Origin of the sequence: Blautia coccoides, from assembly GCF_034355335.1 — a bacterium.
Classification (GTDB): domain Bacteria; phylum Bacillota; class Clostridia; order Lachnospirales; family Lachnospiraceae; genus Blautia; species Blautia producta.
In genome coordinates, this window is the sequence record NZ_CP136422.1 from 4,052,045 (window position 1) to 4,066,647 (window position 14,603).

Annotated in this window: 13 protein-coding genes; 2 read left to right on the forward strand and 11 right to left on the reverse strand. The window is 45.5% G+C overall.

Translation table 11 applies throughout. From position 1 onward, the window contains the following. Positions 1-57: 57 nt before the first annotated feature. From BLCOC_RS18225 to BLCOC_RS18250, 6 genes are all read right to left on the reverse strand, one after another. Complete coding sequence (locus BLCOC_RS18225; RefSeq protein WP_018596467.1) at positions 58-750, reverse strand: TasA family protein; 693 nt, start codon at positions 748-750, stop codon at positions 58-60. Further along, positions 725-1,222 carry a signal peptidase I gene (locus tag BLCOC_RS18230; protein WP_029468532.1) on the reverse strand — a complete coding sequence of 166 codons (498 nt, stop codon included), beginning with the start codon at positions 1,220-1,222 and terminating at the stop codon, positions 725-727. The genes BLCOC_RS18225 and BLCOC_RS18230 overlap by 26 nt, the downstream gene beginning before the upstream one ends. Further along, positions 1,219-1,878 carry a hypothetical protein gene (locus BLCOC_RS18235; RefSeq protein ID WP_115622984.1) on the reverse strand — a complete coding sequence of 220 codons (660 nt, stop codon included), beginning with the start codon at positions 1,876-1,878 and terminating at the stop codon, positions 1,219-1,221. Before BLCOC_RS18235 ends, BLCOC_RS18230 begins: the two co-directional genes overlap by 4 nt. Continuing rightward, positions 1,875-2,456 (reverse strand): hypothetical protein, encoded by a 582-nt coding sequence (locus BLCOC_RS18240; RefSeq protein WP_115622985.1) that lies wholly within the window; start codon positions 2,454-2,456, stop codon positions 1,875-1,877. Before BLCOC_RS18240 ends, BLCOC_RS18235 begins: the two co-directional genes overlap by 4 nt. Then, positions 2,449-5,079 (reverse strand): MSCRAMM family protein, encoded by a 2,631-nt coding sequence (locus tag BLCOC_RS18245; RefSeq protein ID WP_131918263.1) that lies wholly within the window; start codon positions 5,077-5,079, stop codon positions 2,449-2,451. Before BLCOC_RS18245 ends, BLCOC_RS18240 begins: the two co-directional genes overlap by 8 nt. A 232-nt stretch (positions 5,080-5,311) precedes the next feature. Next, positions 5,312-6,568 (reverse strand): uroporphyrinogen decarboxylase family protein, encoded by a 1,257-nt coding sequence (locus BLCOC_RS18250; protein ID WP_018596472.1) that lies wholly within the window; start codon positions 6,566-6,568, stop codon positions 5,312-5,314. 206 nt (positions 6,569-6,774) lie between these two features. On the opposite strand from BLCOC_RS18250, the gene BLCOC_RS18255 reads away from it, so the two are divergent. Further along, positions 6,775-7,647, forward strand: coding sequence for a helix-turn-helix domain-containing protein (locus BLCOC_RS18255; RefSeq protein ID WP_115622987.1), 873 nt, complete (start codon positions 6,775-6,777; stop codon positions 7,645-7,647). A gap of 122 nt (positions 7,648-7,769) precedes the next feature. Here the strand turns inward: BLCOC_RS18255 and gpmI are convergent, their stop codons facing one another. The 5 genes from gpmI to BLCOC_RS18280 form a co-directional block, all read right to left on the reverse strand. Next, positions 7,770-9,311, reverse strand: coding sequence for a 2,3-bisphosphoglycerate-independent phosphoglycerate mutase (gene gpmI / locus BLCOC_RS18260; RefSeq protein WP_029468526.1), 1,542 nt, complete (start codon positions 9,309-9,311; stop codon positions 7,770-7,772). Between the two features lie 183 nt (positions 9,312-9,494). Next, a complete protein-coding gene (locus BLCOC_RS18265; RefSeq protein WP_018596475.1) occupies positions 9,495-10,235 on the reverse strand; it encodes an amino acid ABC transporter ATP-binding protein in 741 nt (246 codons plus the stop codon). Further along, positions 10,225-10,920, reverse strand: a complete 696-nt coding sequence (locus BLCOC_RS18270) for an amino acid ABC transporter permease (RefSeq protein WP_018596476.1) — start codon at positions 10,918-10,920, stop codon at positions 10,225-10,227. Before BLCOC_RS18270 ends, BLCOC_RS18265 begins: the two co-directional genes overlap by 11 nt. Positions 10,921-10,998: 78 nt before the next feature. Next, positions 10,999-11,778, reverse strand: coding sequence for a transporter substrate-binding domain-containing protein (locus BLCOC_RS18275; RefSeq protein WP_131918261.1), 780 nt, complete (start codon positions 11,776-11,778; stop codon positions 10,999-11,001). Positions 11,779-11,998: 220 nt separating this feature from the next. After that, positions 11,999-13,447 (reverse strand): L,D-transpeptidase family protein, encoded by a 1,449-nt coding sequence (locus BLCOC_RS18280; protein ID WP_115622988.1) that lies wholly within the window; start codon positions 13,445-13,447, stop codon positions 11,999-12,001. A 188-nt stretch (positions 13,448-13,635) separates the two neighbouring features. Here BLCOC_RS18280 and BLCOC_RS18285 point away from each other — a divergent pair, with 188 nt between their 5' ends. Next, on the forward strand, positions 13,636-14,538 hold the full coding sequence (locus tag BLCOC_RS18285; RefSeq protein ID WP_029468522.1) for a radical SAM protein: 903 nt from the start codon (positions 13,636-13,638) through the stop codon (positions 14,536-14,538). Positions 14,539-14,603: the final 65 nt, after the last annotated feature.

The window sequence follows — 14,603 nt, forward strand, 5'->3', positions numbered from 1 at the left end:
AAAACTAGTATTGTCTGGCTCCGTTAAAAATATGCCTTGACAAATTATTTTACTCCGTCATGATTTGTTCTGCGTTTCAAAAATTTTCCAAACATTTGCCGGGTCTGTCACATCCTTCTCTGTGAGGTCTGTGGTCTGAATGGCAAAAGCCTTCAGATCAATATCTGTCTCTGCCTCCTCCATGGAAGTTCCATCAGGCATCTTCTCTCCTTCGATCACATTGGCAAAGGTTACAGAGCTGAACAACTCCGGTGTTGTGATGCCTTTTGCCAGCGCAGTACAGGCAGATTCTGTTCCGTATACATACTTATATTCATGGGCCACTACTATATTACTCTCATTTTTGATATCAGCCGCATTTCCCATTTTTGTCCAGCCGCTGTTGACTGTCCAGGAATAAAGCTCTGTGAGTGCCTTAGGATTTCTGCTTCCATCCTGATTTGCGGTAATGACGTTGGCAACAGGCACCTGCACTGTGACAAAGACAAATGCATCATTTATTCCCACATTGGTCACTTTAGGGTCCTTGATCAATTTTTTATTAGGCGTTATATCCTGTTTTTCTTTTTCCGGTACCGCATCCCATTTTGGTTCTGTCAGTGTAATATCTACTTTTCCGATGGTCAGATGATTTTTCACCTGTTCTGTATCCGTAAAATAGGCTGCGGCACTTCCGATCAGAAGCACTGTCCCTAATGCCAGGCCTAAAATAAATGCTTGTTTTTTACTTTTTAACGTTATTTTTCTCATGATATGTTCCTCCTGAAATTTTCACTGTTTTTAATGTGATAAATAGAATTAAACTGCCTGTTATAAAAAACGCGGCAAACTCTTTTGTGCTCTTCATAAACGCTTTTCCCACATACGGAACCGTAAACAGAACCTTGCCCTTTATTTGATGTGCCCTCACCAAAGCCGCATCCGGCACTTTATTGGCATCCCCCTTTGTCACCATTCCCGCCTCTGTCCTGCGGACAATTCTATGCAGGACCAGTTCCCCGTCATTTCTTTCAAAAGCCAGTATATCCCCCCGCTCCATGTGTCTGGCATCTGCGCGGCAGTTTACCCAGGATATACTTCCAGTTTTAATAGCAGGTTCCATAGAGCCGCTGACTACGATAAAAGGGCGAATACCGAATATACATAAAATAATATTGAGTATCAGGGTCAGACAAAGGATCCAGTACAGTAGTTCTCCTGTCAGATAACATGCTCTTCTCATTGTCTTCTCCATTTCCACGCCGCAATAAATGCTGCTATAGATCCCAAACACAGAACAGCCGTAAGGATCACTGCTGCGTCATCCCCTGTTTTTGGAGAATGTACCGTCTTTTTTTCACTTGTCCAGTCTCCATCCCCCACTGCTTCCACTGTCACAATAATATCAAGACTGTTCTCTGTATAATATTTTCTGATATTTCCTTTCTCGTCATATTTTGTATCCCATTCTGAAGGAATGGTAAAAGAGCGGAAGATGTGGATATTCTCTCCTTTCTTTAATTTTTTCTCATAGTAATACCAGCCGTCTTCCCGCTTTTTCCATCCTTTCGGCATCCCTTTTATCATGTCCTCCGTTATAGGCATCTCCACCTCCCTGCCCATGACCAGCTCAATCTTAGCCCTGATTTCGCATTCATTCTGCAGGTTGGTGACTCTGGGGATCTTTACTATTTCTTGTCCTGGCATTACAGCCTCCATGTTCTTCCAGGGTATCTCTCTTCCGTTTTTATCCAGCGTAAATTCTTCCAGTCTGATATCCACTTTCCCCTTTGCCTTCTCCAGGCCTCCCGTCTGCCCTGCAAAAACAGGGATGGGCAGGCTTGCTCCTGCCAGCAGGAAACAAATGCACAGCAGCGGAAAATATCTCTTACTTCTCATACATCCCTCTCCTCGTTCCCTGATTTTTGATTTTTTTCAAAATGTCTCCAGGCTTCCTGCCAGGCATCTTTTAAAAACTGGCCCTGCTGATAAGATTCCGCATAGACACTCAGGGCAAATCCCCGTTTCAGCAGTTCTTCCGGCACATCTTCTGATACAACGATCTCTTTCATCAGTTCTGTTGTGATCTCTCCTATCTCCAGCGCACTTTTGTAATAATAATATCCATCCTCAGACTTTTCCCAATTGTCCGTATCTGTTTCCAGGGTCAGATATGGCAGAATCTCCTCATCATCCATGAGAAGCCTGCACCGTATAAAGCAGTTTGATCTTCCCTTATTGATGACCTGTACACTTTTGGCAATCACCTCTCCGGGTTTCAGTTCATCCGGCGGATGAAATTCCTCTGTTATTTCCAGATTACTGTCACCCGGCCTGATCTTGTTGCTGCGTGCGTCCTGGTCACTGAAATAGGCACTCCCCACGCCCACAGCCAGGCCAGACACTGTCAGCAGAAGGATCAACAGCAGCAATGCCCCGCCATCTCTCAGCATTTCTCTTTTTCTGACTTCACTCATTTTCTTTCTTTTCCCTCTTCAAAATAATATTTTCGCAGACAGATGTGTCTGACCAATCCTGCCATTCATCCTTTTGGTTGATAAAAACTGCATGACCCTCATCATTTTGGACCAGATCAAATACAACGGTGTCTTTTTCTCTCCTGCCTCCTGATATTTCCGTAATATCTTTCAGTGAATACCGCATTACTTTCATCTCATTTGCCGTATAAATGCCGGCAGGCAGTTCCTGAAATGTGACTGTTTTGCGCACCTTACCGCTCTCATCTTTCCTCTGCTCTACATACTCTTTGGTAAATTCCAAAATCCCGTGCAGGATATGTGTCTTCCCTTCCAAATCCTCACCCTTCACTTCAAAAAGGAAAATAGGATTACCGTTGGCAAAATTGATCTCATGGGCATCTATCTCTTTCTCCAGAACTATCTTTACTGTTTTCTGTTTATTCACTGCAGTGACCTCCACTATCCCTCCTGATGTTTCCTCATTTATAGAAAATCCTATCTTTTCATCGGACAGCTCATAGCCCTCCGGTGCTGTCTGTTCGATGAAAAAATAACTGTTCCAGGGTAAATTATCAACCGTGATACATCCCTTATCATCTGTGGTATACTCGCCTACTTTCTGGTTTTTGCTTGTATAGAGATAAAAAACTGCGCCCTTTAAAGCCTTGCCTGACCCTGAGGACAGCTTTTTCAAAGTTACACTTCCCTTTTTTACCGGTTCTTCCGAGCGTACGCTTTTACGGTATACCGTCTGATTTAAGTCTGTATTGGTAAAGGTCACCGTGTATGTATTTTTATCCAGTTCATAACCTTTGGGGGCAGAAACTTCTCTGACTGTATAGGTTCCGGTGGAGAGCGGTACGCTGGTGGCTTTTCCCGATGAATTTGTGGTCATTTTATCTACCACAGTGCCATTCTTATTCTTTACTTCATATACTGCACCGGAAAACTCAGCATTGCCCTGGGGGGTTGTCTCACCGGTATCCTTATCCGCCTTTTGAAGGTCTATGTAACAGCTTACTGCCTTTTTGGGAATCTGGGCCGTGACTGTTTTCTTGTGAGATGCAGAACCGCCGCCGCCTTCCAGCATGGTCACCATCTGATATTTTGAATCATTGCTTTTATAGACCCAGCCCGCCAGATACAGGGAATGATTTCCTGAAATTTCAGCCGTGACTTTGGCACCTTTTTCCTGTAGCAGCAGGTATTGTGTTTTGGGAATCCAGATTCTGAATGCAGAAGCATCGCCGCTGTCCTTCCAGATAACTGTGGCACCGTTGTCTGCTGTTCCTTTTTTGGATGTAATATACTCGCTGCAGTCTGTCAGGCCGTCCGACAGATTCTGGCTGATCCATTTTGTTGTAAATCCCTCCTTGCCGTTGTAGGCCTGGGCTGTCCAGGTGACGCTTGTCTCGGACAAGGTGTATTCAAAGGTTCTCCATCCATCGGTAAAGGGAGTGTAATAGGGGGAATATTTTGCATCATTAACCATTTTGTTGATGATGCTGTAGAATTGTTCTTTTTTAGATCCTTTGAGATGAGCATATAATGTGTTCAGGGAGAACTCCCCGTTGACTATGTGAACCGCGTACTGGGTAGCCAGGGCATCATATTTCCAGCCGTATCCTGTCCTGTAATTTGGCCACAGGCTCTCTTTACCCCAGTAACGGCAGCCCCAGTACATGAGATATGCAATAGAGGGTGAGACACGCCCTGCCCCGTCCCAGGTGATCTGTCCTTCCGGCGCGTTGTGCTGATACTGCACACAGTAGAGAAGACGCCATTTTCCGCGCATATCTGGATTGTTGGTGTCACTGGAATCCACATACTTAATGGAAACATTATAGGGATCGTCCAGACTCAGAAGACCGGGGTCAATAGATCCCAGAGATTCCTGCCACCCCACCTGTAAGGTACTGGTGGACGCACTTCTTTGATACATGTCAGAGATTCTTGTATATTGTCCCGGTACCTGCACTTCCAATACCGGCTCAGATGTATCCTGTCCCTCTTCTTTTTGTTCCTTTTCCTGGTCCTGCTCCGCATCGCTCTTTTCGGAGGACATACTGCTGTCCTTTGGCAGCATATGGCCGGAATCAGGCATATCTTCTTCCGGACCCATGGTCACAGGTTCCTCTTTATCTTCTGAATCGTCCGGATTTTTTTGTCTGTCTGCCTCCTCCGGATCAGCCGGATTTCTTTGCCTGTCTGCCTCTTCCGGATCAGCCGGATTTCTTTGCCTGTCTGCCTCCTCCGGATCAGCCAGATTTCTTTGTCTGCTCGTTTCTTCTGTATCCGTCGGATTTTTCTGCCTGTCCGTTTCTTCCATATCGGCCAGACATTTTTCTTTCTCAGCTTTATCCGCTGCCTCCTTTCTAACTGCAGCCTCCTTTTTAACTGTCCCTGCCTCCTTTTTCATGATCTGTGGACTATTTCCCTGTTTCTTTGATTCTCGGGACGGAGGACCTTTGCCCTCCCATGCTGTCTCCCGGGTCAAACCGCGTGCCTCTGCATACACGGTTTCCTTACCGCTTCCGGCGGAAACGGCCTGCTCACAGACAGCATGAGAAAAAAGGACTGCAAGAAGCCCTGCTGCCAGAATCTTCCTCCATTTTTTCATGAAATTAATGCCCCTTTCCGCATCAGGGCGCAAAGTCTCCTGTAAAGGCCTTTTACCCCTTCTGCTTTTTCTTTACATTTGGAAATTTCGGCCGAATGGCCTATTTTGATTTTCGGAATAGCTCCGAGATTTGAAATGTAGATAAATCATAGCATATGGATTTCACAAAAACAAGACGGAAACTTTCACAAATTCCCGCCTTGTTTCACCCTGCATTTTTGTCTAAATATTTTTACTTGTCTCCATTAAACTCTTTCACTGCCTCTATCATGGCAGCTATATTTTCAATAGGTGTATTTGCCTGTATGTTGTGTATGGTGTTGAACACGTAACCGCCGTCCTTTGAAAATATTTCCAGTCTCTCCAGAACCTGTCTGCGCACCTCCTCGGGTCTGCCAAAGGGCAGTACCTGCTGTGTATCCACACCGCCGCCCCAGAATACAATATCTTTTCCGTATGTATCTTTCAGCGTCCTGGGATCCATTCCCTCCGCGGAACACTGCACCGGATTGATGGCATCGAACCCGCCTTCGATCATGTAGGGCAGGATCGGGAAAATCCCCCCACAGCAATGTTTCAGGGTCTTCCACGTTGTATGCTCGTGCACCCAGTCATTCATCTTTTTATAATACGGCATATACAGGTCACGGAATACTTCCGGACTCATGAAAGGACCTCTCTGGGTTCCGAAATCTGTGCCGCAGATAAACAGAATATCAATATCCGAGCCAAAGGCATCCCAGTATTTTCTAAAGCTTTCAATGGCAATATCCGTTCCCTTCTCAAAAACCTCCTCCACATAATCGGGATAGAGAAGAGGCGCCATATACCACTCCTGAATGCTTCTGATGCCCTTGGGATCTCTCAGGTTCGGTCCCGGGATATTATTTGCGTCACCCAGCCCAAAATAGCCTGGGCCTACCTGTATGGCTCTCTGTGAGCCTTTTACCTCCGCCAGAACTTTTTTGTGGTATGCGATCTGTTCATCCGTTACGCGGGTATAATCCTCCACATTATCATTCGGATCAGCCTCATCCTCGTCAAATTCCGGTGTACGCGTAAGATTGTCAAAATAAAATCCATTAGCCGGCATATGGCCGGACGGAGGCAGGGAATCATCCCCCTCCGGATAGACAAAATATCCGCCTTTTCCATCATCCTTCACCACCGCATTGGAGGGGATCAGCACTGTCTCCCCGCGGTATCTCCACTCTTTCCAGTCTGTATTCAAATGTCCGTAAGTATCCCCGTAATTATAAAGCTGTTGCACATCGCATCCCAGACAGTCAGCCAGATCCGGCTCCACAAAAGCTGTCATGGTTGACATGTCATTGATCTTCGGCGGACGGTACTCCAACCCATAATACGCCCGCAAATCTTTCAGCACTATGGCATTGATCATAGAGCAGCACATACCCCCAAAATCCACCGGCACCTTATCCGGCTGTCTGTGTTCAAACGCCGCACGAACTCTTTCTCTGGATGTCATAAATATCTCTCCTTCCCGCACCACAGAAAATGCGCGCACTTAGCCACAAATAAACAAAACGTGCGCTGAGAAAACTAGTTATTCCCATGTCTCTGCATTTCCATCTTGCTTGCTTCTAATTCATAATATATACTATTCTTAAGGTTATTTCACTACTCATTCATGCTCATTAATATACATTTTATGCTGTCAGGAGGCTATCTGTGATGTTAGAAAAAATTCATGAAGAAGGTATGATTCCGGGAGAACGGGGAATCATGAACAAAAAAGGCATTTACTTCCATTCCCCTTCAGTATTCGCAAAAGAACATCTCTTCTGTGTATACTGGGGTGCTGAATATCTCTGCGTGCCGCCCTATCAGGTACGCAGAAGCGGTCTGCACTCCTATCTTTTCTTCTGCATATTATCAGGAGAACTGCGTTTTACATACAGAGAACAGACTTTTATGGCCTCAACGGGAGATATTGTCCTTTTAGACTGTATGTATCCCCACTACTACTACACGCCAAAGCAGGTAAGGTTCCAGTTCTTTCACTTTGACGGCAATATCACCCCTGACTACTGTGAATATCTCTATCAGAAAAACGGGGCTTTATTCCGGAATAAATCAGAGGCTGCACTGACGTTCCAACAGCTATTGGACCAGCTTAGGCTTCCGCAGCCTGACGACCACCGCCTCTCCTCCCTGGTCCACGCCTTGTTTGGCTCTCTCGCGGCCAAAATCCAAAAGCCCCTAAGTCCTTCTATCCAAAAGGCCTGCCGCTATCTGGAAACACACTTCCAGGAGCCTGTGACGGTAGAAGACTCTGCCCGCCAGACCGCGTTGAGCAAATATCACTTTTCACGGGTCTTCAAAGCTGAGACCGGTTCTTCTCCCCATGAGTATCTGTCTACTCTCCGCCTTCGGCGTGCCAGAGAACTGGTCATGGAAACCACCCTGTCCATAGACACCATCGCTGCAGAATGCGGCTTTTCCAGCACCTCCCACTTTATCCGCGCTTTCAAAAAAGACCTGGATTTCACCCCTGCTGTCTACCGCAAGTTTTTCGACCCTTCCGGTTTTGAGAAATCTCCCTGATCCGTCCTGTGCGTCAATAAACGGCTGCCTGCAGCCATCCATGCAAAAAGAGCACTGTTCCCACTCGGTCACAAACCGTCTATGGAAACAGTGCTCTTTAAAACCCTGTTATACTTATAAAATTATTTCCTGATGAGTAGAGATTTTCCGGTCATCTCTTTCGGCTGTTCCATTCCCATCAGCTCGATCAATGTAGGCGCAATATCCGCAAGGCATCCGCCCTCTCTCAGACCATACCCCGGATCTGCATTCACCAGGATAAAAGGCACTGGATTTGTTGTGTGGGCAGTAAAGGTTTCGCCAGTCACATAATCTTTCAGCTGTTCTGCATTGCCATGGTCTGCACAGATGAACATCTGTCCTCCCACTTCCTTCACGGCATCCACTGCCTTGCCGACACATTCATCTACAGCTTCCACGGCTTTGATAGCAGCTTCTTCCACACCTGTATGGCCTACCATATCCGGATTTGCAAAGTTGATGATGATCACATCATATTTGCCGGAACGGATGGCCTCTGTCAGCTTGTCGCAGACTTCATAAGCGCTCATCTCCGGTTTCATATCATAAGTGGCAACTTTAGGGGATTTTACCAGGATCCTGTCTTCCCCTTCATTTGGTTCTTCCACACCGCCGTTAAAGAAGAATGTAACGTGTGCATACTTCTCTGTCTCTGCGATGCGTGCCTGTGTCATGCCATGGGCAGCCAGAAACTGTCCGAAGGTATTGTCTATGGCCACTTTGTGGAAGGCCACATCTTTATTTGGGATAGTAGGATCATATTCCGTAAAGCATACATAGGTCAGATCCAGTCTCTTCTCTCTTGCAAATCCTGTAAATTCGTTGTCACAGAAAGCTCTTGTGATCTCACGTGCTCTGTCAGGGCGGAAGTTAAAGAAGATCACAGAATCTTTATCCTCAATAAGTCCAACAGGCTGACCATCTTTTACAATAGCTGTGGGTTCTACAAATTCATCTGTCTTCTCTGCAGCATAAGAATCCTTAACTGCGCATACTGGGCATTCTGCATGATTGCCCTCTCCTTTTGTCATAACATTGTAGGCTCTCTCTACACGGTCCCAGCGGTTGTCACGGTCCATGGCATAATAACGTCCCATTACAGATGCCACCTGGCCTACACCCAGTTCTTTCATCTTATCATTCAGTTCTTTGATATATTCTTTACCTGCTGTGGTCGGAGTGTCACGTCCATCCAGGAAGCAGTGTACAAATACTTTGGAAAGTCCTTCTCTTTTAGCCAGCTCCAGAATTCCATACACATGAGTATTGTGGCTGTGCACACCTCCGTCAGAAAGAAGTCCGAATAAATGCAGTGCAGAATTATTTTCCTTGGCATTGCGTACTGCTTTCAGCAACGCTTCATTCTGAAAGAAATCTCCGTCTTCAATCTCTTTTGTGATCCTCGTCAGTTCCTGGTAAACAATACGGCCTGCGCCCATGTTCAGATGTCCCACCTCAGAATTTCCCATCTGTCCTTCTGGAAGACCTACTGCCATTCCGCTGGCGTTGCCTTTTACAAAGGGGCACTGGGATTTCAACTGGTCCATAATAGGGGTCTTGGCTTCGCATACAGCGTTCGCCTCACAGTTATCATTCAGGCCATATCCATCGAGAATCATTAATACGGTTGGTTTTTTACTCATATTTTCTCTCCTTTATCTTTCTATGTCAAATTCCATAACAGTTCAAAATGTCTGCGTACCTTTTTCATTTTAACAGAAATTCAAAATTTTTCAATCCTCTATTGCAATATTTGGATGGATTTTGTTAAAAATATGACAGGACAGGGAGATTCCATGTCCATCTCTCCTGTCCTGTCTGAAGGGTTATAATACTTTTGATAAAAAATCTCTTAATCTCTGGTTTTTGGGGTTTTCAAAAAATTCTTTTGGACTGTTTTCCTCCTGAATTTTCCCCTCATCGATAAAAATGACCCTGGAAGCCACTTCTTTTGCGAATCCCATCTCGTGGGTCACCACCACCATGGTCATACCTGACTGTGCCAGTTCTTTCATCAACTCCAGCACCTCCCCTACCATCTCAGGGTCAAGGGCAGAAGTCGGCTCATCAAACAGCATAACATCCGGGTTCATTGCCAAAGCTCTTGCAATAGCAATCCTCTGTTTCTGGCCGCCTGAGAGCATATCGGGATATGTGTCAGCCTTCTCCGGCAGTCCTACCCTGGTCAGAAGCTCGTCCGCTTTCTTTGACGCCTCACTCTGTGACATAAGCTTTAACTTGACAGGCGCCAACATGATATTTTCCTTTACCGTCATGTTTGGAAACAGATTAAACTGCTGGAATACCATGCCAATTTTTTGGCGGTGACGGTTGATGTCCACTTTCGGGTCTGTAATATCTGTTCCCTCAAAAAGGATCCTGCCCCCTGTAGGCACTTCCAGCAGGTTCAGGGAACGAAGAAATGTAGATTTACCGGAACCGGAAGGTCCAATGACTGCGACCACTTCACCCTGTCGGATATCTGTGGTGATACCGTCCAGCACTTTATTATCTCCAAAAGCCTTTTTAAGTCCCTGCACTTCCAATAAAATGTTGTTATCGCTCATTGGTCCTCAACTTCCTTTCCAGCTTATTCATGCACGCTGTTAAAATCATAACCAGTATCAGATAGATCAGTGCAGCCGCCAGCAGAGGCAGGAATGCATTATAAGTACGGCTCTGGATCAGCATAGCGCCTTTTGTCAGATCCATCATTCCGATATAGCCCACAATAGAAGTCTCTTTTAAAAGCACGATCATCTCGTTTACCAGTGCCGGAAGTACATTTTTAAACGCCTGAGGCATAATAATAGACTTCATAGTCTGGGAATAATTAAGCCCCAGAGAACGTCCGGCTTCAAACTGCCCCTGGTCTACGGACATAATACCGGAACGGACGATCTCTGCCACATAGGCACCTGAGTTGATACCAAATGCCAGACCTCCCACCAGAACCGGATTGAGAGATACACTGCCGAAAATGACAAAATTCATGATCAAAAGCTGAATCATGGTAGGCGTTCCACGGATAACCGTCAGATAAACCTTAACTACTCCGTTCAGTACCTTAAAAGAACCGTTTTTGTCATGGCTGGAACGCACAATAGCCACCAGAAATCCTATGATAATACCGATGACCACTGCCAGAAGTGTGATCAGCAGTGTATTCCCCAAACCTTCCAGCAGCCACTTATACCGGTCATCTTTTATAAAGTTGTTATAAAGCTGTTGTGAAATCCCTAATACACACATTTTTCCACCTGTCTTACTTTCTCCCGTAAGTAAAGCTGCCGGCAGGATTGTCAGCAGCTTTTCTTTTTATGGGTCAACTTACTTCTTTACGATAATTACCTGGCTTGCATTTGCATAGGTATCTGTAAAATCAACACTCTCCAGACGTTCCTCATTTACAGTCATGCCGGCTGCGCCAAAATCTGCTTTTCCGGACTGTACAGCAGGAAGGATCGCATCAAATTCCATATCAGCTACTTCCAGCTCATAACCCAGTTTATCACAGATAGCCTGTGCGATATCCACGTCGATACCCACAATGGCCTCACCGTCATGATACTCCCACGGTTCAAATTCCGCATTGGTAGCCATCACAAGTTTTCCCTTGGAGCGGTCAGCATCTGCAGGTGACTCATAGGGATTCTTGCCAGCTTCATCGCCAATGTAGTTATTCACAATATCAGAAAGAACACCTTCCTCTTCCAGTTCCCCAAGAGCTTTGTTGAACTGGTCTTTCAGCTCTGTGTTTCCCTTTTTCATGCTGATGGCGTACTGTTCATCATCAAACTGATCCTCGATCATTTTCAGATCATCATTCAGCTCTACGAACTTCTTGGCCGGCTCCGTATCAATTACCACACAGTCAATCTGTCCCTTTTTCAGCGCCTGTATCGCCTGAGCGCCTTTGTTGTAACGCTTTACCTCTTTAGCCCCGATCTCCGGTTCTGATACCGTAGTATCACCTGTGGTCCCAAGCTGTACACCGATAACGGCATCCTTTAAATCTGCTTTTGACTCAATTTTCTTTGTGCTGCTGCCGCATCCTGCCAAAGACAGTACCATGGCTGCCGCTAAAGCTGCTGCTGCTAATTTTTTCATATTCCTCTCTCCTTATGCATTCATTTTTATGCATTTTTAATGTATATTATGTATTTTTATTCAACTGATTAGCATTATATCAGCTTTGCACGCAAATTTCAACAGAAAAACACCAAAAACCCTGCAGAGTGTGTTTGAAAATCGCTTTCGGCAATAAGTATGGCTGTGCGATCAGGAAATATATTTAAAGCCGGAGCAAAAACGCTCCGGCTCTTTCCCTTTAATACACTACAATTGGTGTATTGATCTCAATATTATCATAGATCATCTGCACCGCATCAATCGGTGTATTGACACATCCGTGAGAACCATTACTCAGATATATATCACCGCCAAAGGCATCCCTCTTCACAAGGTCATGGATTCCCACGCCCCCATTGAACGGCAGCCAATAGGTAACCGGCTCTTCATAGTCAATGCTTCCGTCGGGCTTCTTGCCCACAAGAGTAAAGGGACTTCTCTTATCTTTCAGATTCCATACACCGCCTGCTGGTGTTGCATGGCCTGTGTTTGGATTACCGGTCACTACCGGAGTATCCACGACCAGACTTCCGTTTTTGTAGAACCACATGTGCTGCTGAGAAATGGATATCTCCACATAAGTTCCGTCAATCTCGTTGCCGTCATGCTTTTGTGCTTTGTACAGCCATGTCACTTCCATGGTCGTACTCTGCCCCGCATTTAAGACTTCCATCAGAGATTCTGTGGTTTTGTCCTGCCACAACTGCCATCCGTAGTCGCCGCCGGTAAGATGTACCGTGCTTCCGCCTGTGGTGACAAAGTCTCTGGCCTTCCCTTTTGTGTTGTATACCGTGGAAAGATCAATGATGTACTGCTTAACGGTAGGTTCATCAAAGTAATAGCTGCCCGCTTCATCCTGCTTCAGCCAGGATTTTAGAAGATCTCTGGAGATAGTTTCCTGTCCATGTCCGAAATCCAGAACGATCTGCATAGTGGTCAATGCGTTTAACTTATCTCTTTCCTGTGTCAATGCCGCATCATCCTGCCGGACCGCAGGTGCCTGGTAACACTGGGCCTCTTCCAGAGAGACCTCTGCCTTCCTGCCGTTCACGGCATCTTTGATGGCTTTTACTGTCTTCTCCTGATCCAGTGTATTTCCTTCCACCTCAGGAACGATCTGATATGCTTCTCCTGTATCTTCCAGATACGCATCCTGCGGCGCTGTCATATTCTCAGGAACAAGACATGGCAGACTGGTTATAAACGTGTCAAGACTTGCCTCATCATAAGAATTATCCAGACTCACCTCATAGTTCTTATCTTTAGCCAGGCTGAAGATCCACAGCCAGGAGTTCTGATCCTTCAGAAGCTTTTCCAGTTCTCCGTCATCCTTATAAGTAAGTTTTATATCAGCGGCCTGTATGACATCCTGCTTGTTATCTCTCTCTTTAATTGTCAGTGAATATGTCTCAGCTTCCTTTTTAATGATCTCCTTGATATAATCCACAGACTTTTCACTACAGTCATAGCCATTGATGGTGGTTCTGCTGTAGAACTTATCCTGATAGTAGTAGCCCACCGCAAAATAAATCCCCACCACTGCCAGCAGCAGTATGATCAGAAGAGCGATCAGTATCCTTTTGACAACCTTACTTTTTCCCTTATTCTTTTTTTCTGTTTTCTTTTTTTCATTCGTTTTTTTACTCATTTTCACACCCTTAATTATTAGACGCATTTCTCCCCTAAAAAGTTTCACATGGATTATTTTAACGCAAAATACGACAAAAAGGAAGGGGTTTCCGGCACACACTTGAAATTTTAGGAAATTTTCATTATGATGTTAATAAAACGAAACAGTTTTGGAAGAGAATTGAAATGTTTGGAGGAAAATCGCTGATGAACCAGCCTGACGAATATAAAAATTGTTCACTCTGCCCAAGGGACTGCCATGCAGACCGTCATTTGCGCAAAGGTTACTGTCAATGTAGCCATAAACTGACAGCCGCAAGAGCTGCACTGCACCACTGGGAGGAACCATGTATCAGCGGCACCAATGGCAGCGGCACCATATTCTTTACAGGCTGCACACTCCGCTGCTGCTTCTGCCAGAATTATTCCATAAGCAGCCAGGGATTCGGAAAAGAGATCACAGATCAGAGACTGTCTGAAATTTTTCTGGAACTGCAGGACGCAGGCGCGCACAATATCAATCTGGTGACAGCCACCCAGTATCTTCCCTCCATCCTGCCGGCACTTGACAGAGTAAAGAGCCGTCTGCATATTCCCATTGTCTACAACTGCGGAGGATACGAAAAGCAGGAAACACTTGCACGCCTCAGCGGCTATGTGGACATTTATCTGCCTGATTTAAAATATTACGATCCAGCCCTGTCCATGCGTTACTCAATGGCATCCGATTATTTTTCCGTGGCCTCCAAAGCCATACAGTACATGATCAAACAAAAAGGTGCCCCGGAATTTGATGATAAGGGACTTTTAAAAAAAGGTGTCATCATTCGCCATATGGTTCTTCCCGGCTGCCGAAAAGACTCGATCCGGCTGCTTCACTGGATAAAGGCGAACCTTACTGACAACCATTATCTCATAAGCCTGCTGAGTCAGTTCACTCCTTTCTATAAAAGCTGTGAGCATCCTGAGATCAACCGCAGGATCACCACCTATGAATACGAAAGTGTACTGAATGAGGCCATTCGCCTGGGTCTCACAGACGGATATATGCAGGAAAAAAGCAGCGCCAAAGAGGAATATACCCCTCCTTTTGACTTAGATGGAATATAAAAGTAGTAAAAAAAGCCTTCCCGGATTTTCCTCCGAGAAGGCTTTCTGCTTTGCTGTTACATGAT